Consider the following 21520-nt stretch of genomic DNA (forward strand, 5'->3'; position numbering starts at 1 on the left):
GTCTTTATTTATACAACCGCTATCGTACCTATTATTGATATCCATCGTTTTCCTCCAAGCTTACAATTTCCTGTCCACATCGTCTATGGTAAGATCCAGAAGCCGCAGTGCATTTTCAGAGAAGATCATCTGCTTCTCCTCCCCGGTTAAGGACAGGCTGTTTATAAAATCAACCGTATCCTTCTGGCCGTTCCATGGGCTGTCCGATGCCATCAGAATCCGTTGGGCCCCATGGGCCCGGATCAGCATCTCCACCTGATCCGCCGGCATATGTCCGGCGATAAACCCGGTATCCAGCCAGACATTTTCACCGGCCAGATATTCCATCGTCTCCTCCCATTCTCGGAATCCGCCCAGATGGGCCAGCACCAATTTCTCAGGCTGTACCTCATGAAGCATCCGGCGCGCCATTCTGGGAAGGCAGTGCAGCTTCTGCTCCCGGTCACTCTCCGAACCGCTGTGGATTACAATGACAAGCCCCAGTTCCACCGCATAGGAAATCAGCCGCAGCATAGGAATATCATCGATATAGAGCTGCTGGTATTCCGGATGCAGCTTAATCCCCTTAAGCCCCAGCTCCTTTACCATCTGAAGTTCTTCCTTATAATGTTCGCTGAGCGGATGCACCGCCCCGAAGGACAGGATCTGCCCCACGGAATGATCAAAAGTCTGAGGTGTAATCTCCCGGGCAAACCGGTTAATCGACTGAACCTGTCCCACTCTGGTTATCACAGGGAGCACCACCGATATCTGTATGCCCGCCTCCTCCATCGACGCCCGAAGCCCGGAAGCCGTGGCATTCGTATACGGCTTCAGATCATAATTCCCCGCCAGCTTCTCCAAGGTACTCCCGGCTATCGGATCGGGATAAATATGTGTATGAAAATCTATCATCATCATCCTTTACCACCTTTACAACTTCCTATTTTACACAGGAATGTCTCACATTTCAATCAAAATGCCGCGCGTCCAGTCCCTTAATTTTCAATTTCTCCTGGTACATGTTCGCATCAGCCTTGCTGAACAGCTGGTTGAATTTTATTTCTTTTCCGTCTTCCAGAGTTTCGAAGGCATACCCGCAGGCATATTTCAGCTCGAACCTCGGGTCCGGTTCCTGTTTTTCCACTTTTTCGTAAAGAAGCCTGATACAGTCCTGTATGGCCTCTTCCGGCTGATTAACAAACCATACCGCAAATTCGTCTCCGCCGATGCGGTAGGTCTTTCCCATACCCTCAAAAGCTTCTTTCAGACACTGAGCGAACCCTATGATCATTTTATCGCCAACCCGATGTCCATAAGTGTCATTGGTGATTTTCAGGTCATTCAGATCACATACGACGATCGCTACCGATTTTACATTCTTCGGTTCCTGCAGATCTTTTTCCGTCTGTGTATCGAAAGCCGTCCGATTTCCCAGCATTGTCATAGAATCCAGAAACGCCAGTTTCCGGTATGCGGCCGCTTCCGCCCTCGTGTTCACGAGAAGCAGACTTTTTTTCAAAGTTGAGAAGCCCAGCACTACGATAAAGACTAACAATCCCATCCTAAAATACAGGGAATTATTATTGTGGGAGGAAAAATAAAATTTTACTATGCTGAAAATAGCAGCCGCGCATAAAATAAACAGTCCGGCCAGCAGCCCCCGGATCTCATTATTATGATAGACCTTTCTCTCCCGATAGCACAGAACCCCGATACAGCCGATACTGAACAGCAGCAGCAGATGGGTCAGAAGATTGGTCTCAAACAACTCTACGATTCCCAGAATATACAGGGTTGTCATCAGGAAAAAATTCAGAACCAGCAGCAGGCTCAACACATTTAACAAACGCTTTCCGCCCACAAAAATCTGACGGATATACTGAAGGAACGGAATGGCCATCAGCATAAAAGCAAAGAAAGATCCGATGTAAATCACCGGCGCGCTTCCGAACCATAACTGCATGATATTCGAATCCGTCAAGATCCAGACCGCAGCCAGCAGGGCAAAAACCCCCAGGTAAAAGAAGCTGCTTCCGTTAGACAGATACTTCTTGGAATTCAGGTAAACGCCGGTAACTATGAAGGCAATCCCCATCAGAGTAATGATAAAGCAAAAGCACAGAGAATTAAAATTCTGCTGGAATACATGAAAAACTGCCGCACTTTTAGTTCCCAGGTATACCGGGTAAAAATGATAATTATAATTATGGAACCCTCCGGGGCCGACGACACGGATACTGAGCTGTTTTCCCTGTGCTCCTTCCGGAACCGGAATCAGATTCGTCACCGATCCGAAGACATGACCGAATGGCGTATGATCCTGAATCCCATATTCGTATATTAACCTATCCTCCAGATATACCTGTATATACTGGTGATCCGCGATATACATGATGACCCCTTCCTGCGGCAGCTCTTCTGGCAGGACACAGGACAGTGTGATATCTTCCCCTTCGAATTTTAATGTAAAAGGGAACTCTGTGACTGTATGGGACTCCCCGTCCGCTGTATAGGTCCAGCCTTCGGAAAGCGGCTCCAGGGAGTCCTGTATCAATTGTACACTCTGAGTCTGAAAATTACATGCCACCCATAACAGTACTGCCATTGCCGCGATACAGGCGGTTCCCATCAAGAAGGGTATGATCCGCTCTTTTTTATTTTTTATCATAGTCCTCATCCCTTCCCTAATCCTCATTCCTTCAGAAGAACTTCTTCTTCCTGAATATCCAGATACAAAGCAGCAGAATCAAAACGCTGACCAGTATAACCAGCGGATATCCAAACCTCCAGGTAAGCTCCGGCATACCATTAAAATTCATTCCATACCAGCCGGTAATCAGCGTCAGCGGCAGAAAAATTGTCGTGACACCTGTCAGGAATTTCATGATCGTGTTCTGTTTTACGTCCACCTGTGCCTGATAAAACTCCCGGACCTGCATGGAATATTCACGCAGCATCTGGCATTCGCCGTACAGCCGGCTCATTTTGTCCGACAGATAACGAAAATACCTGTTTTCCGCAAAGATATCGTTCTCACTATCCTGAAAACAATCTGCCAGATCCTGAAATTGGGCATAATAATTATGCAGATATAACAGTTCCTTGCGGATATGTACCATCTGGTGGTTAAAATTCGCCACTTCCCCATCCATCGCACGCTCTTCTAACCGTGTGATCCGGTCTTCCAGCTCTCCCAGATATTCCAGATCGTTTTGTACGAAGCTCTCCAGAAGTTCGGCCAGCAGACGTTCCAGGGTCAGCACCCGCCCGCCGTATCTGGGCGTAAAGGAAGAAAGCAGATCAGATGCCGCCTCGTTTTGCACCACGATAACCAGAAGCTTCTGTCTGATCAGCATGGTCAGTTCGGCATATTCTTTTCGGATGTTTTTCTGCAGGGGAATATGGAATGTGCAGAATAAATAATCTTCATAATCCGTGTACTTTATAAAGCGGATCGCTTTACCGGCTTCCAACAGCTTTTGCTGTTCTTTCGTCATTACTTTTAATCGCCCCGCTTCCGGCTCATCCACCACGGCGATACTGACCGCCGCCTCTGCACTGGGGAAGTGCTCTGTCTCATATATTTTATCTTTTATGCAGTAATAATGGTTCGGCCGGAATACACTCATACGATCCGCTCCTTTTCTGTCCTTCCATCTTTTCAGTAAACAATACTATTTCAGTTTATCTCCTGGGCCTTTAAATGTCAATTCCGCCTTACCGGCTCAGTGTTCCGCCTTACCGGCTCAGACCGGTCCAGGCTTATGAAACCGGTGGCGGTATGATCCAGAAAAGTCTTATCATGTTCCACCAGAATCATGGTTGGTTTAAATTTTAAAATCAGTTCCTCCAGCTGAATCCTTGACAGTACGTCAATATAATTAAGGGGTTCGTCCCAAATATACAGATGCGCCGGCGTACACAGACTTCTGGCAAGCAGTATTTTCTTCTTCTGGCCCGCACTGAATTCTTCGATCCGCTTTTCGAACTGCTCCCTTGAAAAATCCAGCTTGCGCAGAACCGCTTTAAACAGGGTTTCATCCAGATCACTTTGCTCTACAAAATCCGCCAGTTCTCCTTTCAAAAAGGAAGTATCCTGCTCCACATAGGAGAGGATAAGTCCGCTTGCCTCTGTCAGCCGTCCCCGATGCGGAATATCAAAACCGGCCAGAAGTTTTAATACGCTGGACTTCCCGGCCCCGTTGCGTCCGGTCAGCGCGATCCTGTCGCCGGCATTCACGTGAAACTCCAAAGGCCCGCACACAAGCTTCTCCGAATACGCGATCTCAATCCCGGAGGCCTCAATCAGCCGCCTGTTATGATGCTGCAGCGGGCAGAGCCTCAGGTCAGGGGCCTTCTCCACATTTTTCAGCAGACCCGCCTTATCCTCCACCGCTTTCTCCCTGCGGGCCTCGGCGGCCTTCGCCCGCTTCATCATCTTTTCCGCCTTGTGCCCGATAAATCCCCGGTCCGGCCGGAGTCCGGAATTCCGGGTCCCGTATTTCGTCTTTTCCACTGCGTCGGACCAGCCTGCGGTCCGCCTGGACGCCTCGGTCATATGCCGGATTTCTTTTTTTAACTTCTCATTTTCCGACATCTCAAAGCTGGTCTGATATTCCATATTCTGCCACCAGCTGGAGAAATTCCCCTGCTGGATCTCAATATCCGTCTTGTTAATAGAGAGAATGTGATCAATACAACGGTCCAGGAATGCCCTGTCATGGGAAACCAGAATAAATCCCTTCTTTTTATCCAGATAAGCGCTAACCACCTCCCGGGCATGCAGATCCAGATGATTCGTAGGTTCATCGATCAGCAGAAAATGGTTTTCTCTCAGAAACAAAACCGCCAGCATAACCTTCGTCTGCTCCCCGTTACTCAGGGTGCCAAAAGGCCGGTACAACACATCCTCCTCCAGTTCCAGCAGCGAAAGTTCCCGGCTCAGTTTCCAGTACTCATAATCCGGAAGGATATGCCCGACCAGTTCCAGCGTATCGATTCCGTAATCCGGCACTTCAAATGGAAAATAATCGAACGCCACCGAAGCGGAAATCGTCCCCTGATATTCATACTGCCCCATAAGCAGCTTCAGGAACGTAGTTTTTCCCCGGCCATTCCTGCCGGTAAATCCAAGCTTCCAATCCGTATCTATCTGAAACGACACATCCTCAAAAATGGGGTCATAACTCCCCTCATATTCAAACGTTAATTTTGACACACCAATCAATGACATCATATACCTCCGTTTCCTGCACCTGTGCGCATATCTTTCATTTTTACGCAAAAAAATGATGCAAGAAAGCCGCTTCCTGCATCCATACCAGCGCAGTCCGAACCCGCCTGAAAAGAATCCCTGCGGACCGAATATACCCATATGATATCGACGAATAAAAAAACGAAAAGGATACAGCCTTCTTGCCCGAAACAGCCAAAAACACCGGCTCCCACCGGTTCCCGACATATTCCGCTTATTCAACTACCCATTAGCAAGAAGTAATCCGCATCTTTCCACTCCGTTCTATTTTAAATTCTATTACGATTATAAACTCCCCTCTCCCCCTTGTCAATAGATGGTTTCCTGTTTGGCACAGGGGGGATTTTTGTTATGAGGTCCGGAGCGGCCTGGGGCAAGGGGAGCAAACCCCAGGCCGCTCCTGCATTTCAAAAGTCCTCGTTCCATGGTCTACCGTTTATTTACTTATTACGGTCTTATTTACTTATTACTTCTTATTTACATATTACAGTCTATTTACTTATTAATGAACATGGCACTCCGCTTTCACCAAGATAGGGGGACTGCCGGGGACCTGGATACAGCCCGTCTGGTGTCTGACCGGTTCGGGTCTGTGCTCAGGGGAAGTCCGGCAGGGTGAGGGGGCGATGTCCCTCCTCCTCACATAAGGCGCCCGTGTGAAATCTTAATGAAATCGGGCCGGCAGGTTTGCGGCGAAAGACTGCGTTCCCTGCAGTCTTTCGGTGGCTGCTGAGCCGCGAATGCATCGGCATTCGGGGCGAATCAGCCACGGACCGCAAACCTGCCGGACCGATTTCATTTAGATTTCACCGGGTAACAGCCTTAAGTGAGGAGGAGGGACATCGCCCCCTCACCCTGCCGGACTTCCTCTGAGCGCAGACCCGAACCGTTCAGGCACCAGACGGGCTGTATCCAGGTCCCCGGCAGTCCCCCGGCCCCTTAGCGCCCCCTTAGCGCCCCTTAGCACCCCCATCTTGCCAGAAGTCAAAAAATATGGTTTAATGGTATAAATTCATTACGGAAAAGAGGTTTCTTTCATGTCTATTGAAATTGCCAGGGAATATTTGAAGAGATGGAATCTGGATGGCCGGATTCAGGAGTTTGAGGTTAGCAGCGCTACCGTTGAGCTGGCCGCCGAGGCCGTTCACTGCATTCCGGCTAAAATCGCGAAAACCCTCTCCTTTCAAAAAGAAGACGGCTGTATCCTGGTGGTCACCGCCGGTGACGCCAAGATTGACAACCGTAAGTTTAAGGATACTTTTGGCCGGAAAGCCACGATGCTGAAACCGGAAGAAGTCGTACTCTACACCAACCATTCGATCGGCGGAGTATGCCCCTTTGGCGTTGGTCCCAAAGCGGAAATTTATACTGATATTTCTCTGAAGCGTTTTGACACGGTCTATCCCGCGGCCGGAAGCGCCAACAGCGCAGTTGGACTCTCCTGCGATGAGCTCTTTAAGTGCGCCGGCAGTATTAGCTGGGTCGATGTCTGTAAGAATTGGGATCCGTCCTCCGATACAGTTCCTCCTCATCAATGACCTCGATTCCTCCGCGGAACAGCCGGACGACGCCCTCCTGCTGGAAATATTTCAGCATCCTGGTCACCACCTCACGGGCGGACCCCAGATGGGACGCGATTCTTTCCTGCGTGATGTGTAAGGTCGGCGAATCCTCGATCGCGATCTGTTCCATGAGAAAATTAGCCAGCCGTTTGTCAAAGCTGGTAAATAAAACCTGTTCCATCACCCACATGACATCGGAAAACCTGGAGGCCATCAGTTCATTCAGGAAGCTTTTCACTGGAAGAAGCGTATCCGACATTTTGGATACGACAGTCATGGGAATCAGATACGCCTGTGTGTCTTTTTCCACTTCGATGTGCACTTCAAATGTGATATTTTTCATCATGCAGGAAGCGGTCATGATACAGACGTCCCTCTCGAAGAGACGATACAGCGTGATTTCCCGTCCGGTCTCCGAGATAAAATAGGTCCGGATCTGGCCGCTCTTTAACAGGAACAAGCCGGAGCAATCCTGATCTCCCCTGTGGAGCCAGGTCCCGGCTTTGAATTCCTGCAGTTTCATAGCGTCAGCCAATTCTTTCTGATTCTGCCCGCTTAATTCTTCCCAAAAGGGAAGTGTTTCCTTTATATATACGATCTCCGCTTCTGACAGCATTTTTTCATCACACCTTTAATAGATTCCAGCAATCAATCTGTTACTTATTATATAACATATTCAGATACATTGCCAGATAAACACGGTCAGAAGAAATTTTTAGTCAATCATATTTAAGATTGCCTTTTTGGAACGCACTCCCACGGATTTATCCACGTTTTTCCCATTTTTAAATACCATAAGGGTAGGTATACTCATAATTCCCAGCGCCTCGGCCAGCTCCGGCTGTTCATCGATATTGACTTTTGCCACGGTGGCTTTATCTTCCACTTCCTGCGCCACCTGATCCACGATGGGTGAAAGCATTCTGCAGGGACCGCACCAGGTAGCCCAGAAATCCACCAGAACCGTTCCTTCCTTCTCCAGTACCTCTTCTTTAAAATTCTGTTTCGTAATATGTTTGATTGCCATAATCGTTCTCTCCTTTATGAATAAATTTATTTTACACTGTTATAATAGCGCAAAAGGAGAAAAAGGTTCTGTAACTAAGTCACATTTCGCAATCCGCCCAAACATCCAGCATTTCCATCGGGTCCGCAGACTCCCGGGCCCATTCTTCCGCCATCTCATTTCCCTCATTTTCCATCTGTTTTAAGAACCCGGCCGGCAGCACCGCTAACTGTTCTATCCTCCGCACGAACTCATCGGTATAATACTGGGGCTTCTGCAGTACCGCGGTGCATATCAGCTGCACACTATTATCAAGCATGAATTCCCGGACATCCGATATCCCACGCCAGGCCTGCGCAAACAGGCGGGCCACAAAGCCCAGAAGCCGTCCGACCGCCTTCTCCAGTTCTTTGCCCTCCGCCATCTTCGTCATATAAGTCTGATGACCGTTATCCAGGTCCTCCTGCACATCCTGCAGATCATCCGCCAGCTGCAAAAAGAATCCAAATCCGGTCAAAAAATAAATATCCCGCCGGTCCATGTGCCCATTCACAAGGCACTGGTCTACATAGATAGAAGCTCCGCCTTTATAGACAGACACCCGGAGCAGTTCTTCCTCCCCAAGCCTCATTGCTCCGTGCTGTCCAAGACTGCCCAGCTGCGCGTCATAAATAATCATCAAAAAATCATACAGCTCTTCAAAATCTTTTCTGGGATATATCTCCTCAATCACATCGATCAGCCCGCACACCTTTTCTTCCAGCCTATCCTGCGTTTCCACGTATTCCCCCAGCAGCTTTCCTACCAGCATCTCATTAAATCTTTTTTTCTGCTCACTGCTGTAATCTCCATCCAGGAAATTATCCGTATAGGGATACAAAAGGCTGTAACTCCAGATGGCCCGCTGAAACCATTCCCCTTCTCCTGCCGCCAGTGCCAGCATAAAATAGACAAAATAATTCTTAAGCCCCTGCACCAGTTCCTCCAGCCTGAGTTCCCGGTCATACCGCCTGGTCTGCCGGAAATATTCCTTCGTCGCCTCCAGGAACTGCCGCCTCACCTTCGCCGGAAGCTTCCCCATCTGAAAGATCACGTCATGCTCCATCGATTCAAGCACCGTGCGCTCCCCCTGTTCCCGCCACTTCTTCTGCGCGGACACTGCCTGGGGAAAATCCTTCATGTGCCTGCGCATCCTGCGCAAAGCCGCCTCTCCCCGCTTCGCATTTTCCTCCCTCTGCTTCTTAGAAACAGGGCGGATTCCTTCCGCCGGCACTTCCGTGGGAATTCCTCTCCACAGCTCCAACACGCGCTCCAGGGCCCCGTTTACTCCGAATCCTTCCTCGTCCAACGCTCTCTTCCAGCTCTCCATACCGCTGCGTCCTCCTTATACCTTTACATCCCCTCACCTGCGTTCAAACCTCTCTATGTTCTCCATCATACCAGATTTGTCTGCTGACATCCAACTCTTTTATTTTATACACCCTGATTTTCGGACAGTCTCCCGGGCCTTTCTCAGCCTTTCTCATTCTTCGTCAGCCTCCGTCGATCATCCATTTATGCTGTTCCCGGTAGTAAAAAAGGGTGATCTGTTTTTTCAGTCCTCCGGTTATGATATCACAAAGGAATACCATCACCGGTATTCCCGCCCATTTTTCCTCCTTTGTATATTCCACCTGTTCCACCCGGAAAGTCCGCAATTGATGTTCTTCGTCTTCCAGGCGGATGTAATTCGGTTTTATCTTCCCCAGTGTATTGAATGTGGCAATCACATCAATGGGGATTCTCACTCAACACTCACCTCCTGATAATTTACGCTCTTTTTTTCCCTGCTGATGCCGCCTGCCATGTGACAGATCGGACTGTTCAGATATACGGCCCGCTTAAGGGAGTCCTCCCCGAACCGGTTTCGTATCTCATCGGCTGTGCGGTCCATATCCTGAAGCTTTTTCAGACGGTTCCATCCAAACAGCAGAATCTGCTGTTCCTCCGGTTTCGGAACGATCCCAGAGGTGTGTACGCCCAGATGCCGGACCGGCATACCATTCCAGCTCTCCCGAAATAATCTGGCGGCTGCCTTTACAAGTATGCCGGTCACGTCAGTCGGTTCATCCAGATGCATTTGATGGGAAATCCTCTCAAAATCCGCATAAACGATGTCCACCGCCACTACACCGCAGATCACCACGTCTTTTCTGAGCCTGCTTCCTATCGTTTCACACAGCGCCTGCAGCACATGGTCTGCCATCTCATGACTTTTTGCGTCAAAGGGCATCGTCATACTGTTCCCATATCCTTTGTTGGCCGGGATCTCCTCCAGCACCTTTGCGGCGTCGATTCCATTGGCGAACTGATGGATCAGAAGGCCGTGTTTTTTTAAATGTGCTTTCAGCAGGGAGGGGTCCGCCTCCGCCAGTTCACCGATCGTCCGGATTCCCAGCGAAAACAGCTTTCTCGTAGTGGCCCGGCCCACAAAAAAGAGCTCGGAGACAGGCAGCGGCCACATCTTTTGGCGGATCTCGTGAGGGAACAGGGTGTGGACCATATCCGGTTTTTTCAGATCCGAGGCCATCTTCGCCAGCAATTTGTTGGAGGATACCCCTACATTTACAGTAAAACCCAGTTCCTCCCGGATCGTGCGCCGTATCAGCTGGGCGGCCGCTACCGGAGAGCCGTACATACCGCAGGTTCCGCTCATATCACAATAAGCCTCATCGATGGAATATTGTTCCACCACCGGTGAAAAGCGCTTTAAAATCTCCATAAAGGCTGCCGAGCAGGTGTCGTAGAGATCATAGTGGGGCGGAACCAGCTCCAGTCCGGGACATTTCTTCAGGGCTTCTCCGATCAGCTCTCCTGTCTGAATTCCGTATCTCTTGGCCGGAGTTGATTTGGCCAGAATAATTCCATGGCGTTTTTTCACGTCCCCTGCCACCGCGCAGGGGATGGCGCGCAGGTCTTTTGTACCTCCCAGTACCCGCAGACGGTAAACAGCCTCCCAGGAAAGGAAGGCTGCATTGACATCGATATGGAAAATAATCTTTTCGCACATATGTTCACTTCCTAACGCTATGGGCACTGAATGCCCATTTCTATTTTTTTCGCCATGGGCATTTAGTACCTGTTTTTTATAGTATAGCAAACATATGTTCTTTTGTGAAGTGGAAGATTCTGTTTATAAAAGAAGATTCGTTTATAAAAACGGAAGCCTGGCCTGTTCGAACTCACAGGATTTCTCCAGCTGGCAGGGTTCCTGCGACAGCATTTCTCTCGCCCTGCGCTCATCCAGAATCCAATCCTCCAATTCCTCTTTTTGGAGCAGCAGCGGCATCCGGTTATGCACATCCAGCATGGAAGCGTTCGCCTGGGTTGTCACGATAACGAAACGTACCTCCTGGTCATTCTGCTGATAAAGCCCCGCCATATAGAGGACCTCTGCGTCCGGATTCCTGAAATAAATTTTGTTTTTTCCGGTATCCCACTCATAAAAACCGCTGGCCGGGATCACACAGCGGCGCTGTTCCATACAGGAGCGGAAAGTTTTCTTCTCCAGTACGGTTTCCGCCCGGGCATTGATCAGAACGCCTTTGCCGCTGAATCCGGGGAACCCCCAGACGGCGGCCCCGGGTTCCATCTGTCCGCTCACAGGCATCCAGACCGGAACCAGATTCGTGGGATAGATCTCCCCTCTTTTCAGGCTGACTCCCGCTGTTTTCTGCTCTATTTTTTCTATCATACTGCGGATTTCCACTGAAACCTCATCATCGATCTGATATCTGCCGCACATTTTATACCGCCTCCTGCATACAGTCATTTTTTTGCCCAGTTTTTACCTGATTTGTGTTTCCAAACTCCTATTGACAAACCTTTTTTTTCTGTTAAGATGGTCATTGAGGTGTTAAGTATGTTTTTGATAATGGGTATATCAAACGGGGAGAAAAAGCTGGATTTTTCTCAGACTATCATTTGTGAAACCTGCGGACAATACGGACATCTGGAAGTATTTATGACTTTCACCTATTTCAGCCTCTTTTTTATTCCGATCCTGAAATGGAAGAAGCGCTTCTATGTAAAATCCCTGTGCTGTAACCGGATTTATTCGATTCCGGAAGAGCTGGGAAAACAAATTTTACATGGACAGCAGGTAACTCTCCGGCCGGAAGATCTTCATGCGGAAGGCTACGCCTCTTCCTTCCACAACCACTGCCAGGCAGTGCAGTGCTCCAATTGTGGTTATGAAGCCGATACTTCATTTGTATATTGCCCAAAATGCGGAAATAAATTATAAAAAATAGTAACGCTCGTAAAAAACCTCGCTGACTATTTTTCATGCATCGCACGTAAGCACCCAAAGTACGGGTGCTAAGTGCTCATAGCGATAAAAAATAGTAACGCTCGTAAAAAACCTCGCTGACTATTTTTCATGCATCGCACGTAAGCACCCAAAGTACAGGCACTAAGTGCTCATAGCGATAAATTATTCCGCATTTTTTTATTTCACAGGAAAAGTGCTCCTTAAAATAAAAAATGTCCCGCCAGGATCACACAGCATCTGAAAGGAAGCTATTGGATTTTATAAGTGCATACATACAGGAATCATGGATCACACCATGTTTGCATACACTACTTCTCATAACGCCTTCCAACGTAAATCCCGCCTTTTCCAGTACTCTTTTGGACCCCTGGTTATAGGCAAATGGTTCCGCAAAGATCCGTACAATGTCATAACGCTGAAAAGCTTCTTCGCAAAGCTGCAAAACCGCTCTGCTCATAATCCCCTTCCCCCAGAAAGGTTCCGCCAGCCAGTATCCCAGCTCCGCACTCTTGTGATAGACATCATCCCGTAAAAATATACCGATACTGCCCACTGCTTCCCCGGCTGCCTCAATCGCCCGGCACAGCTGTGTCTGATCCCCGGCCCTTATACAGCTTTCTACATATTGCCTTGCATCTTCCTGGGTATAGGGATTCGGAAAGGCGTCTCTTAAATGATCAGCAATCCTTGGATTATCCGCGTATTTCGCCACCGCCGTGACATCCTGAATCTTCCATTCTCTCAATACAAAATCCATGCTCTTATTCTCCCTTGCTCGAACCTAATATTCTAATTGTTTCAATCCACGCTCGGTAATTTCACAGAATACGACTTAAAGTGTTTCAATTATACTCTCTGTCCTTTTATCATGCAATACTGTCGTTCTGTTTTTCCCTTTTCCTTTTCACCTTTATTCTTTTTCCCTCTTTTTCTTTTTCAAAGATCCGTTTATTCAAGGTTCAAATAAACAGCATCCCGCAGGAATTTTGCGCATCCCGGAAGATTTCTGTCATAGTATTTCGTAAATCTGGGGTCCGCCAGATACATATCCACCACTCCCCGATGGGCCTCCCGTGTATAGGAGGTCCAGGAAAAGGACAGCCACTTCCTGTGCAGAAGGGCAATCTGAAGACCTGCTTCACTCTTCGGGTCTACGTTATTCCTGACGGCTTCTTCAAGTGAGCTCAGAATCTGTTCCGCCAGCAGATTCATCTCCTTATATTCCTCCTCGGTAAGATTCATCATTTTGCGGTTACTTTCCTCCACACATTCCTCTCCGTAAGATTTCCGGATCTCTTCACCGTATTTTTCTTCATTTTCCTCGAGAAGGCGTTTTTTCAGCCCTTCGAATTTTTCCTGATCAGTCATAGTTCTCTTTCCCTCTTCCCTTTCAATTGTTTTTTCTACATTAGCGATTACAAGCTGCAGCTGTTTCTGCTGCGCCTTCAGCTCTTTCAAATGTGCCTTTAATGTCCCGGCCCGGTTATGGCCTGGAGCTGCCATAAGTTCCCGGATCGTGGCCAGCGGAAGATCCATCTCCCGGTAAAACAAAATCTCCTGGAGCTTATTTACCTCTTCCTCCTGATAAATGCGGTAACCGGACGTACTTATTCTGGTGGGCACCAGTAGACCGATTTCATCATAATAGCGCAGCGTCCTGGTTGTGACCCCGGCCAAACGGGCCAGTTTTTGAATTGTATAGTCCATTTTATTTTCCTCCTGCTGTTATCATAGGCCTTTCCGCGGCGTTAAGGTCAAGAACTTTTTTATAATCTTTTTTGTACTACAGGTGGAGACTGGCCGAAAACCAATCATTGCATTTTTCATATCTGAACATATGATATATTGCAGTACAATATTCAGAAAGTTTGGTAACTATATGAGATATAAAATCCGCCTTTTGGCATTTACCGTGGCGCTGGTCCTCAGCCTGACTTTTGGATTCTCCGATACGCTGCTGGCACTTCCGGCCGATTCCACGGTCGTTTATCACGGAATCGACGTCAGCCGGTGGCAGGGAGAAATTGATTTTGAGCAGGTGGCGCAAAGCGGTGTTTCCATTGTCTATATCCGCTCCTCTTATGGAAATACAGAAGATCAAAATTTCAGGGCCTACACTCAAAGTGCCGGAGCGAATGGACTGATGACCGGTTATTATCACTATCTGACAGCCAGAAGTGTCTCTCAGGCCCGCTATCAGGCCGCTTTTTTCGTGCGGACCATTGGCGGCTATACCCCGGACTGTCTGCTGGCGATGGATTTTGAAGACCTGAGCGGGCTTTCCGCTCAGGAGATCAATGCCATCAGCCTTGCCTTCCTGCAGACCGTGGAAGAATTAAGCGGGCTTGAGGTGTGTATCTACAGCGACGCCTATCAGGCCTCCCGGGTTTTGGAAGCGCCTCTTACGTCCTATCCGCTGTGGGTTGCTGAGTATCAGGCAGACACTCCCTCAGATGAAATCGCATGGGCTTCCTGGAGCGGCTGGCAGTATACGGATACCGGACGGGTTCCCGGAATCACAGGTCCTGTGGACCTGGATTATTTTACCGACGAAATCTTACAAAACTCCGCAAAATCAGTGCCCGACGGCATTTCACTGCCGAACCCCGGTATTACAAAACTCAGCTATCGGGTACAGCCAGGAGATACGCTATGGGAAATAGCGATGCGTTATCATACCACTGTCTTTACCCTGGCCGATGAAAACGGAATCCGGCAGCCCAATCTGATCTATGCCGGTCAAATACTCACGATCAGCATAAGAGACCGGACCGGAAATTCTCCCATTTATTACACCTATATGGTAAAACGCGGGAACACACTGTCCGGAATCGCTGAAAAATACCATACAACACTTGGCAGAATCCTGGCCCTGAATCCGATCCGTGATCCAAACCTGATCTATCCCGGCCAGCTGCTCTATCTGCCTTAATATGCTCCGGACTCCTTCGCAGTATAAGGTAAGCCCACCGGCCTCATAGTATCCGTATTATATATAAAAACAAATACACCATCCGGAGAATTAAGTCTCAGGCCTTACAGCACTGACTTTTCAAAACTTCGGATGGTGTAACCGTTATACACCGGATTTCACCGGTTCAAGGTGCAGGATGAAGCTCTCCGCCCAGGACCTAGCCCGGGATGTCCCCCGCAGAAAGACCCGCTCACTCGTCAAAGTCCACATATACATAAAACCCTCTGTCATTTTCCTGGACTTCATTCACAATGCCATATTCGGATTTGATCCGTTCCCGTTCCTGATAGAATCCGGACATCGCAACCGCCGGCTCAATAATATAGGCATATGCCCCGGTTTTTAATTCGTTAATTTTCACCTTATCGCCGGCTTTCACTAATCCCGGACGCTCCATTTTAAATTTTTCTGTTCTCATGAATCCATCCCTCTTTCCATCACTTTTTCCAGTTTCCTGATACCCGGCTGCAGTTTCCTGATACCCGGCTACAGTCTCCTGCCCGGTATGCCGCTTTTCAAACTTCCGCCTGTGTTATCCGATTCCATTTACTGCAACCGATTTACCACCAGAACCGCTGCCGACAGCACCGACATGAGAAGATAAATCCACCGTTTCCAGCGATAGACTCTTCCGCCTCCAAAAGATTCAAAGGGATAAAAGGCCAGGATATGGTAAATCAGAAGAATAGAACTTATTTGCCCTATATATCTGACAAAAATATGCCGGGTGAAGAAAGGAATCAAAGATAAAACCAACATAAATATCCATCCGGCCAGCGCATGGATTCCCATTTCTTTTCGAAAATCCTCTGTATTCTCATAACGGTCAGGATACCAGTTCCCAACCATGGGATAGACAGAGACAAAATTTATCAGAGCACAAATCAATCCACCGCCGTTATTAAGTCTGAAATGCCACTCCCGTTTCGAGAACATGGCGGCAAAACAGCCCACCAGAATTCCGCCTGCCAGGACGGCACTGTAAGCTGCCAGTGCGATCCCGATATTCTGAACCCGTAGCAGTACTATGCAGAATAAGAACAGATTAGCCAGCCAGTATGCGGCCATTTGTTTTATATTCCCGCCCTTTCCGGAAGGGCATTTCTGATCTCTCTGGGCGATATAATATTCCATACCGATCCCAATACAAAAAGGTGTTCCAAAATACTGACGCAGCATTTCAGTGAAACCGAATTGACGTATGATCTCAGGAATACTGACACGGGTGAACCCATTTTTGAGGAGCAGCCCCCAGGAACCTGCATTGTCATCTTTGACCACTGCCGTTAACGCATCGCATCCCTGATCCCACAGATAATCCGCGCTCGCTTTGTAAAGTACGCCCCCGACTCCCTGTCCGTGATAATCCGGGTCTACAAAGGCATAATCGAAATACCCGGCTTTCCCTTTGCTGCTCTCAAGGAACTTATATAGAACCGCTCCAATGATTTTATCCTCTTTCACCGCCACAACAGCCTGTTTGGGTTTGCCGACCCACAGACTCTCCAGGCCTTTAAAAGCCCTTCTTCCTATTCTGCGCACTTCTGCTGCTTCACCGGCTTCCATCCGGCGTATGATTATCCCCTTATCTTCGTATAGGCTTTGATTACCGCGCTGCTTGAAGTCCGCACTTCGGGCAGCGTCTGAAGCGGCGTTGTCCATATTTTTCTCCTCTTAGTTTCTGTTTTGTATTATTATACATAAGCTGACCGGGAATAGCAAGAAGGACCGGGATTCTAATGACCTGAGGACGGGCTGCAGATAACCGGAGGGCTGGAATATTTATTAGTTTAAGGCCGGGTAATACTTGTATCTGCTCCGTTAACCTTCTATAATAGATTGGACTGCAGCGGAAAGATTTGTTGTTGATCCGGATTATTAGGAAAACTCCAACAGTTTAACAGTGACAATAGAGAAAGGGGCTGCGGCATGTCCGTGCAGGTATACCGCGGAATCTGGGAATGTATATGAGAAAGAGTATTACTTTACTGATTACGGATCAGCTGGCCGGGCGCACGATCAAAGAAATTCTACGGCAGCACCTTGGGCTGACCAGCAGGCAGGTAAGCCGCGCGAAATTCCGCCCTGATGGTATCTGTGTAAACGGGAAGCAGGAATTCGTCACCTTCCGGCCCAAAACCAAAGATCTGCTGGAAATCCGGTTGGATGACCTGGCTGACGAGACGGCGGGTTCCGCGAACCTGGCCCCCAGTTACCAGCCTTTGTGTATTCTCCGGGAGGATGATGATCTGCTGGTTCTGGATAAACCGGCCGGGCTGTCCGTACATCCCTGCGGCAGCCAGCAGAAGGATTCTCTGGCGAACCGGGTCGTTGGTTATTATCAGAAAAAGGGAGATTTTGTACGCGCCAGGGTGATCGGCAGGCTGGATCAGGATACCTCCGGAATCGTCCTGTTTGCCAAAAATCAGGTGGCCGCCTACAGGCTTACAGAACAGCGCAGGCAAAACCACCTGAATAAACAGTACCTGGCCATCGTTAGAGGCACGCTTGAGAAAAAGCAGGGGACAATAAGCGCTCCACTTCTGGAAGCGCCCGGTCTGCCGCCCCGAATGATGGTGGATAAGGAAGGAAAATATGCGGAAACACACTATGAGGTCCTGAAGGAGTATCCCGGTTACAGCCTGGTCCGCTGCCGGCTGGTCACGGGAAGAATGCATCAGATCCGCGTGCATATGGCATTTGCCGGTCATCCGCTCCTGGGCGATCCCCTCTATCACGATGTTTTCCGTGCAGATATTCTACGTGCAGATATTTTCCATGCGTTGGATAAGAATCCTCTGATCGCAAGGGCTGCCCTGCACTGTGACCAGTTGACCTTTTCGCATCCGTTCAGCGGTCAGACCATATCCTGTACCGCGCCGGTTCCGGAGGATTTTAAGCGGCTGCTGCTCTGATCTAGCTTAAGATACAGGAGAGTATTACAGCGCCAATAAATAAGCCCACATCCAGGCCCATAGAAGTGCCCAGAATACTGCCGAACAACAGATAAAGAAGATAAATGCCATAACAAAGCCCAAAGCCTTTCCACATTTTAAGACCAATTTTATTCCGCTCTTCCCGGCTCATGTTACAGGCATCCTGATAGCTGTACGTGGTAATCCAGTAGATCCGGTCTTTTTTATAGATATACCATGCCGTAAACATGAGGACTACCGCGTAGGTGCCGAATATCCCTCTGACTGCCCCGTTATCGGACAGCAATCCTTGGTTGTTAAGCCAGATACACAGGGGAATGACTGCAAACAGGCAGGCCAGAATCAGAAATATCAGCTTATAACTCTTTTTCGGGGCCCCCATCATTCGGTTATCTTCCATCATGCCCGCACCTCCTGCTATTTAATAAACAGACCTGCCAGTTTCATATCCTTGTCAAAACTGATGGTGTAACGTACTTTGCCTTCCGAATACTTGGCATCGATCAGGGCTACCGCCAGATCTTCCTTCGTATTCTGTTCTTTAGAGCCCACCACTTCGCAGTTGGTGATCTCCTCAAACTCCCCTAATTTGTCCAGGATCGGCTGGAGGGTATCCTTGAGGTTCTGTCCCTGCATCGCGATTGCCATAGTCGCGTTGTAAGAATCCTCAATGGCCGCATAATCACCGGAATTCAGCTGATCCACCACTTCTTTGGCCGCCGTTTCCACCGTATCCTTGTCAAAGTCATCCGACAATTCAGCGGACGCGCAGCCTGATACACCTGCCAGAATCAGCACTGCGATCAACATACCTGCAATTTTTCTGCTCATAGCTTGTTTTTTCATTTCAAATCTCCTCTTTTCTATTATCTTTTTTTATGATCTATTTTTCCCGCCAGATCAAAAAATACCGCTTATTCATTTTTTTATTACCATTTTTTCTGTCTTCTCTATTTGTCCTAATTCCACAGTTTCCTCCACCGGTATGACCAGGTCGGTCTGAAATTCGCACGGATCTGTCCCGGTTTCCTGGCGGAACCGGCAGGTACCTCCATATTTTTCAACCGTGCGCCTGACATTGGACAGGCCGATCCCTGTATGTCCTGCCTTGGTACTGCGGAATCTGCCGTTGTGTTCTTCGGAATGTCCCTCCATGGAATTACGCATTTTCACGATCAGGAAATCTCCGTGCCGGTCGATCTTTAACGATAGGAACCGCTCCCCCGCGATCTCCTTACACGCTTCCAGCGCATTATCCAGCAGGTTTGAAAAGACCGCCGTCACATCCACATCGGTCATCCCTGCCGGTACGGCATGAATCTGGATCTCCGTTTTTATCCCCAGTGTTTCAGCCTCTTTTAACTTCTCGTTGAGTATCACATTTAACAGCTGATGCCCGGTGTAACAGGTCTGTCCCAGGGAATCCATCATTTGCAGAAGCTCCTGCTGATAGCGGACCCCGTTCTCATTTTCATTGGTATACAGGTCATTTAACGCCAGCAGATGATTTTTCATATCATGGATCAGCTTCCGGGAATCCTGGTATTTCTGTTCCAGCGATTCATAGTATTCATATTGCAGCTGCGACTGCTGCTGGTACAGCGTCAGCTCATGACGAAGCTGCTGTTTTAACCAGACAGCGTCAAACACATAAGTGACATACAGGTTCATTCCCAGAATCAGCAGATAACTCAGCACGACCCAGTAAAAATCGCCGTACAGATAAATATGGATATCCGCCAGGTACAAAATCACCACAATCAGTACCGTGCTCAACACCGGCAGTATGATAAAATTCATAATACTAAAGGCAGGAAGTTTTCCTATCTGATGTCTGCAAAAGAAAAAGATCAGCACTCTGGAAAATGCCAGGCAGGCAAATTGTTTGATCAGCAGCATCATGGAGGTAAACAGCCAGGCGGACTGAAAGGTCACCTGCCACTGGACGCAGATCGTCAGCACCGCCCAAGTCACAATGGACTGGCAGCAGATAATACAGATTTGATAAATCACATCCTGCAGAAGCCTCATTTTCTGTCTGGAAAATAGTGTCCACTGGATCAGCAGCATCCCCAGCACTCCAACCACCACATTCCACGGCCCAAAGAATACGGAAGCCGCCAGCACCGCAGCCGCGTAAATCACAAATGCCATGGCGTAATACCTTTTTTTCGCAAAAATCGTGCGTTTCATTCGGTTCATGAAATCAAAGCTTAAAAAGGCATAAACGACACCATCCATAAAAAATACACATAGATAGATAATCTTAAGCATCGGACTTTCCATGTTGCGCCTCCTTATATCCGCTTCAGCAAAAATACGTTCATCCGTTCCCGGAAAGCGGCCGCTTTTTTCTGCGAAAGAGGCAGTACACATCCGTTCATCAGCGTCACTTCCGCCCCCTTGATAGACTTTACATGATAAAGATTCACCACAAAGCTCTTATGGGGCATACAAAAATCAAAAGGTCCCATTTTTTCCGCCACGTCCGTTATTCTGCCGGACATCCCGTAGCTGCCCTGCACCGTGTGGATATATACCTTCCGCTCCATATACTCAAAATACAGGATATCTTCCGCCGCCAGGCGGACCCTGCCCTCCGTCGTCTGAAAATCCAAAACGGTTTTCGGCTCTTCCAGGTGCATATATTCGATGGCTTCATCCAGCTGTCTCCATATGTCCTCCGCCCGCACCGGCTTCACCAGATAGGCGAAAGCATGTACTAAAAAAGCCGACGGCGCATAATCCTGATAAGCACTCAGGTACAGGATTTTAACCTTTTTATCCCTCTCTCTTAATTTCCCGGCTGTCTGGATTCCGTCCAATCCCGGCATATCCACATCGAGGAACACGATATCAAAAGGCTCCGTATCCTCAAGCAGCTGCCAGCCGCTCTCATACAGGCGCACCCTGCATGGATAACCCGGATACCGGTTCAATATCTCTTCCATTTCCATCCGTATTCCAGGCTCGTCATCACATACCGCTATATTCAACATGTTCTTCTCCGCTATCTTGTACCCTGCGCTGTCCTATTCGGAGCTCTCACGAGGTTTTCCGTTATCATCAAATCTGATTTTCAGCTGCCGTTCGGTCAGCGGAATGCTGACAAACAGCAGAACCATCTGCAGACTGACCGTCACCAGGCTTAAATTCCCCATCTGCCCGGGAGCCATGAGATACCAGGCGGCCAGAACAGTCAGTGTAGCTCCTTCGGACACCAATCCCGCGTAAAACACCAGATTTCCCCAGTACCGGTTCGCGAAGTCCCAGCTCTCCTGTGACTTCATGGAACGGGAAGTCCGGTACCCATAAGCCATATTTATATTTTTCGGTGGATGTGTTCTGAAAACAGCCCCAAGTCCCACCAGCAGAGTCGGCAGCAGCAGGCCCGTTATCATATAAAACACCAGCATAGGCCATATCTTCCTTTCTGAATCTTTTTCTCATTATATAAACTGACGGAAAGATATGCAAGCCCCCGCACATAAGAG

Annotated in this window: 23 protein-coding genes; 4 read left to right on the forward strand and 19 right to left on the reverse strand. The window is 48.5% G+C overall.

What is annotated here, in order from left to right; all coding sequences use genetic code 11:
* Positions 1–60: 60 nt before the first annotated feature.
* The 4 genes from ABC831_RS16000 to abc-f form a co-directional block, all read right to left on the reverse strand.
* Positions 61–900 (reverse strand): amidohydrolase family protein, encoded by an 840-nt coding sequence (locus ABC831_RS16000; protein WP_343249101.1) that lies wholly within the window; start codon positions 898–900, stop codon positions 61–63.
* A gap of 49 nt (positions 901–949) precedes the next feature.
* Positions 950–2650, reverse strand: coding sequence for a GGDEF domain-containing protein (locus ABC831_RS16005; protein ID WP_343249102.1), 1701 nt, complete (start codon positions 2648–2650; stop codon positions 950–952).
* 31 nt (positions 2651–2681) lie between these two features.
* Positions 2682–3611, reverse strand: coding sequence for a magnesium transporter CorA family protein (locus ABC831_RS16010; RefSeq protein WP_343249103.1), 930 nt, complete (start codon positions 3609–3611; stop codon positions 2682–2684).
* Between the two features lie 77 nt (positions 3612–3688).
* A complete protein-coding gene (abc-f, locus tag ABC831_RS16015; RefSeq protein ID WP_343249104.1) occupies positions 3689–5215 on the reverse strand; it encodes a ribosomal protection-like ABC-F family protein in 1527 nt (508 codons plus the stop codon).
* A 1058-nt stretch (positions 5216–6273) separates the two neighbouring features.
* Between abc-f and ABC831_RS16020 the strand changes: the two genes are divergently transcribed.
* Entirely contained in the window at positions 6274–6774 is a 501-nt protein-coding gene (locus ABC831_RS16020; protein WP_343249105.1) for a YbaK/EbsC family protein, read from the forward strand.
* Here ABC831_RS16020 and ABC831_RS16025 read toward each other — a convergent pair.
* The 6 genes from ABC831_RS16025 to ABC831_RS16050 all read right to left on the reverse strand — a co-directional run bounded on the left by ABC831_RS16025 (position 6710) and on the right by ABC831_RS16050 (position 11588).
* Positions 6710–7414, reverse strand: a complete 705-nt coding sequence (locus ABC831_RS16025; RefSeq protein ID WP_343249106.1) for a Crp/Fnr family transcriptional regulator — start codon at positions 7412–7414, stop codon at positions 6710–6712. The genes ABC831_RS16020 and ABC831_RS16025 overlap by 65 nt on opposite strands.
* A 99-nt stretch (positions 7415–7513) precedes the next feature.
* The gene (gene trxA / locus ABC831_RS16030; protein WP_343249107.1) at positions 7514–7825 is read right to left on the reverse strand and encodes a thioredoxin; all 312 of its coding nucleotides are present in this window, start codon (positions 7823–7825) and stop codon (positions 7514–7516) included.
* A gap of 79 nt (positions 7826–7904) precedes the next feature.
* Positions 7905–9173 (reverse strand): hypothetical protein, encoded by a 1269-nt coding sequence (locus ABC831_RS16035; protein ID WP_343249108.1) that lies wholly within the window; start codon positions 9171–9173, stop codon positions 7905–7907.
* Positions 9174–9336: 163 nt separating this feature from the next.
* Entirely contained in the window at positions 9337–9591 is a 255-nt protein-coding gene (locus ABC831_RS16040; protein WP_158353788.1) for a hypothetical protein, read from the reverse strand.
* Positions 9588–10853, reverse strand: coding sequence for a DNA polymerase Y family protein (locus ABC831_RS16045; RefSeq protein WP_343249109.1), 1266 nt, complete (start codon positions 10851–10853; stop codon positions 9588–9590). The genes ABC831_RS16040 and ABC831_RS16045 overlap by 4 nt, the downstream gene beginning before the upstream one ends.
* Positions 10854–10994: 141 nt before the next feature.
* Positions 10995–11588 (reverse strand): SOS response-associated peptidase, encoded by a 594-nt coding sequence (locus ABC831_RS16050; protein WP_343249110.1) that lies wholly within the window; start codon positions 11586–11588, stop codon positions 10995–10997.
* A 117-nt stretch (positions 11589–11705) separates the two neighbouring features.
* Here ABC831_RS16050 and ABC831_RS16055 point away from each other — a divergent pair, with 117 nt between their 5' ends.
* Positions 11706–12089 (forward strand): zinc ribbon domain-containing protein, encoded by a 384-nt coding sequence (locus ABC831_RS16055; protein WP_238726945.1) that lies wholly within the window; start codon positions 11706–11708, stop codon positions 12087–12089.
* A 253-nt stretch (positions 12090–12342) separates the two neighbouring features.
* Here the strand turns inward: ABC831_RS16055 and ABC831_RS16060 are convergent, their stop codons facing one another.
* Together ABC831_RS16060 and ABC831_RS16065 are read right to left on the reverse strand one after the other, a co-directional pair.
* Positions 12343–12873, reverse strand: coding sequence for a GNAT family N-acetyltransferase (locus tag ABC831_RS16060; RefSeq protein ID WP_343249111.1), 531 nt, complete (start codon positions 12871–12873; stop codon positions 12343–12345).
* A 191-nt stretch (positions 12874–13064) separates the two neighbouring features.
* Entirely contained in the window at positions 13065–13823 is a 759-nt protein-coding gene (locus tag ABC831_RS16065; protein ID WP_343249112.1) for a MerR family transcriptional regulator, read from the reverse strand.
* A gap of 172 nt (positions 13824–13995) precedes the next feature.
* Here ABC831_RS16065 and ABC831_RS16070 point away from each other — a divergent pair, with 172 nt between their 5' ends.
* Positions 13996–15048 (forward strand): GH25 family lysozyme, encoded by a 1053-nt coding sequence (locus tag ABC831_RS16070; RefSeq protein WP_343249113.1) that lies wholly within the window; start codon positions 13996–13998, stop codon positions 15046–15048.
* A gap of 232 nt (positions 15049–15280) precedes the next feature.
* Here ABC831_RS16070 and ABC831_RS16075 read toward each other — a convergent pair whose 3' ends face one another.
* Both ABC831_RS16075 and ABC831_RS16080 read right to left on the reverse strand, forming a co-directional pair.
* Complete coding sequence (locus ABC831_RS16075) at positions 15281–15508, reverse strand: biotin-dependent carboxyltransferase family protein (RefSeq protein WP_158353774.1); 228 nt, start codon at positions 15506–15508, stop codon at positions 15281–15283.
* 128 nt (positions 15509–15636) lie between these two features.
* Positions 15637–16752, reverse strand: coding sequence for a GNAT family N-acetyltransferase (locus ABC831_RS16080; RefSeq protein WP_343249114.1), 1116 nt, complete (start codon positions 16750–16752; stop codon positions 15637–15639).
* A 305-nt stretch (positions 16753–17057) separates the two neighbouring features.
* On the opposite strand from ABC831_RS16080, the gene ABC831_RS16085 reads away from it, so the two are divergent.
* Positions 17058–18005 (forward strand): RluA family pseudouridine synthase, encoded by a 948-nt coding sequence (locus ABC831_RS16085; protein WP_343249115.1) that lies wholly within the window; start codon positions 17058–17060, stop codon positions 18003–18005.
* A 1-nt stretch (position 18006) separates the two neighbouring features.
* Here the strand turns inward: ABC831_RS16085 and ABC831_RS16090 are convergent, their stop codons facing one another.
* The 5 genes from ABC831_RS16090 to ABC831_RS16110 form a co-directional block, all read right to left on the reverse strand.
* A complete protein-coding gene (locus ABC831_RS16090; protein WP_343249116.1) occupies positions 18007–18429 on the reverse strand; it encodes a hypothetical protein in 423 nt (140 codons plus the stop codon).
* Positions 18430–18443: 14 nt separating this feature from the next.
* A complete protein-coding gene (locus tag ABC831_RS16095) occupies positions 18444–18872 on the reverse strand; it encodes a DUF3887 domain-containing protein (protein ID WP_343249117.1) in 429 nt (142 codons plus the stop codon).
* Between the two features lie 72 nt (positions 18873–18944).
* Complete coding sequence (locus tag ABC831_RS16100; protein ID WP_343249118.1) at positions 18945–20312, reverse strand: sensor histidine kinase; 1368 nt, start codon at positions 20310–20312, stop codon at positions 18945–18947.
* An 11-nt stretch (positions 20313–20323) separates the two neighbouring features.
* Positions 20324–21025, reverse strand: coding sequence for a LytR/AlgR family response regulator transcription factor (locus ABC831_RS16105; RefSeq protein WP_343249119.1), 702 nt, complete (start codon positions 21023–21025; stop codon positions 20324–20326).
* Positions 21026–21058: 33 nt separating this feature from the next.
* Positions 21059–21442, reverse strand: a complete 384-nt coding sequence (locus tag ABC831_RS16110; RefSeq protein ID WP_343249120.1) for an SdpI family protein — start codon at positions 21440–21442, stop codon at positions 21059–21061.
* Positions 21443–21520 lie beyond the last annotated feature (78 nt).

It is taken from the genome of Diplocloster hominis, from assembly GCF_032380655.1.
Lineage (GTDB): Bacteria > Bacillota > Clostridia > Lachnospirales > Lachnospiraceae > Diplocloster > Diplocloster hominis.

What these genes read in the sequence shown, in the direction of transcription:
- ABC831_RS16050 (WP_343249110.1), bottom strand. Translation starts at nt 11,588, where the DNA reads ATGTGCGGCAGATATCAGATCGATGATGAGGTTTCAGTGGAAATCCGC.
- ABC831_RS16095 (WP_343249117.1), bottom strand. Translation starts at nt 18,872, where the DNA reads ATGAAAAAACAAGCTATGAGCAGAAAAATTGCAGGTATGTTGATCGCA.
- ABC831_RS16065 (WP_343249112.1), bottom strand. Translation starts at nt 13,823, where the DNA reads ATGGACTATACAATTCAAAAACTGGCCCGTTTGGCCGGGGTCACAACC.
- ABC831_RS16070 (WP_343249113.1), top strand. Translation starts at nt 13,996, where the DNA reads ATGAGATATAAAATCCGCCTTTTGGCATTTACCGTGGCGCTGGTCCTC.
- ABC831_RS16025 (WP_343249106.1), bottom strand. Translation starts at nt 7,414, where the DNA reads ATGCTGTCAGAAGCGGAGATCGTATATATAAAGGAAACACTTCCCTTT.
- ABC831_RS16060 (WP_343249111.1), bottom strand. Translation starts at nt 12,873, where the DNA reads ATGGATTTTGTATTGAGAGAATGGAAGATTCAGGATGTCACGGCGGTG.
- ABC831_RS16100 (WP_343249118.1), bottom strand. Translation starts at nt 20,312, where the DNA reads ATGGAAAGTCCGATGCTTAAGATTATCTATCTATGTGTATTTTTTATG.
- ABC831_RS16090 (WP_343249116.1), bottom strand. Translation starts at nt 18,429, where the DNA reads ATGATGGAAGATAACCGAATGATGGGGGCCCCGAAAAAGAGTTATAAG.
- ABC831_RS16020 (WP_343249105.1), top strand. Translation starts at nt 6,274, where the DNA reads ATGTCTATTGAAATTGCCAGGGAATATTTGAAGAGATGGAATCTGGAT.
- ABC831_RS16055 (WP_238726945.1), top strand. Translation starts at nt 11,706, where the DNA reads ATGTTTTTGATAATGGGTATATCAAACGGGGAGAAAAAGCTGGATTTT.
- ABC831_RS16035 (WP_343249108.1), bottom strand. Translation starts at nt 9,173, where the DNA reads ATGGAGAGCTGGAAGAGAGCGTTGGACGAGGAAGGATTCGGAGTAAAC.
- ABC831_RS16075 (WP_158353774.1), bottom strand. Translation starts at nt 15,508, where the DNA reads ATGAGAACAGAAAAATTTAAAATGGAGCGTCCGGGATTAGTGAAAGCC.
- ABC831_RS16085 (WP_343249115.1), top strand. Translation starts at nt 17,058, where the DNA reads ATGAGAAAGAGTATTACTTTACTGATTACGGATCAGCTGGCCGGGCGC.
- ABC831_RS16010 (WP_343249103.1), bottom strand. Translation starts at nt 3,611, where the DNA reads ATGAGTGTATTCCGGCCGAACCATTATTACTGCATAAAAGATAAAATA.
- trxA (WP_343249107.1), bottom strand. Translation starts at nt 7,825, where the DNA reads ATGGCAATCAAACATATTACGAAACAGAATTTTAAAGAAGAGGTACTG.
- ABC831_RS16110 (WP_343249120.1), bottom strand. Translation starts at nt 21,442, where the DNA reads ATGCTGGTGTTTTATATGATAACGGGCCTGCTGCTGCCGACTCTGCTG.
- abc-f (WP_343249104.1), bottom strand. Translation starts at nt 5,215, where the DNA reads ATGTCATTGATTGGTGTGTCAAAATTAACGTTTGAATATGAGGGGAGT.
- ABC831_RS16105 (WP_343249119.1), bottom strand. Translation starts at nt 21,025, where the DNA reads ATGTTGAATATAGCGGTATGTGATGACGAGCCTGGAATACGGATGGAA.
- ABC831_RS16080 (WP_343249114.1), bottom strand. Translation starts at nt 16,752, where the DNA reads ATGGACAACGCCGCTTCAGACGCTGCCCGAAGTGCGGACTTCAAGCAG.
- ABC831_RS16005 (WP_343249102.1), bottom strand. Translation starts at nt 2,650, where the DNA reads ATGATAAAAAATAAAAAAGAGCGGATCATACCCTTCTTGATGGGAACC.
- ABC831_RS16045 (WP_343249109.1), bottom strand. Translation starts at nt 10,853, where the DNA reads ATGTGCGAAAAGATTATTTTCCATATCGATGTCAATGCAGCCTTCCTT.
- ABC831_RS16000 (WP_343249101.1), bottom strand. Translation starts at nt 900, where the DNA reads ATGATGATGATAGATTTTCATACACATATTTATCCCGATCCGATAGCC.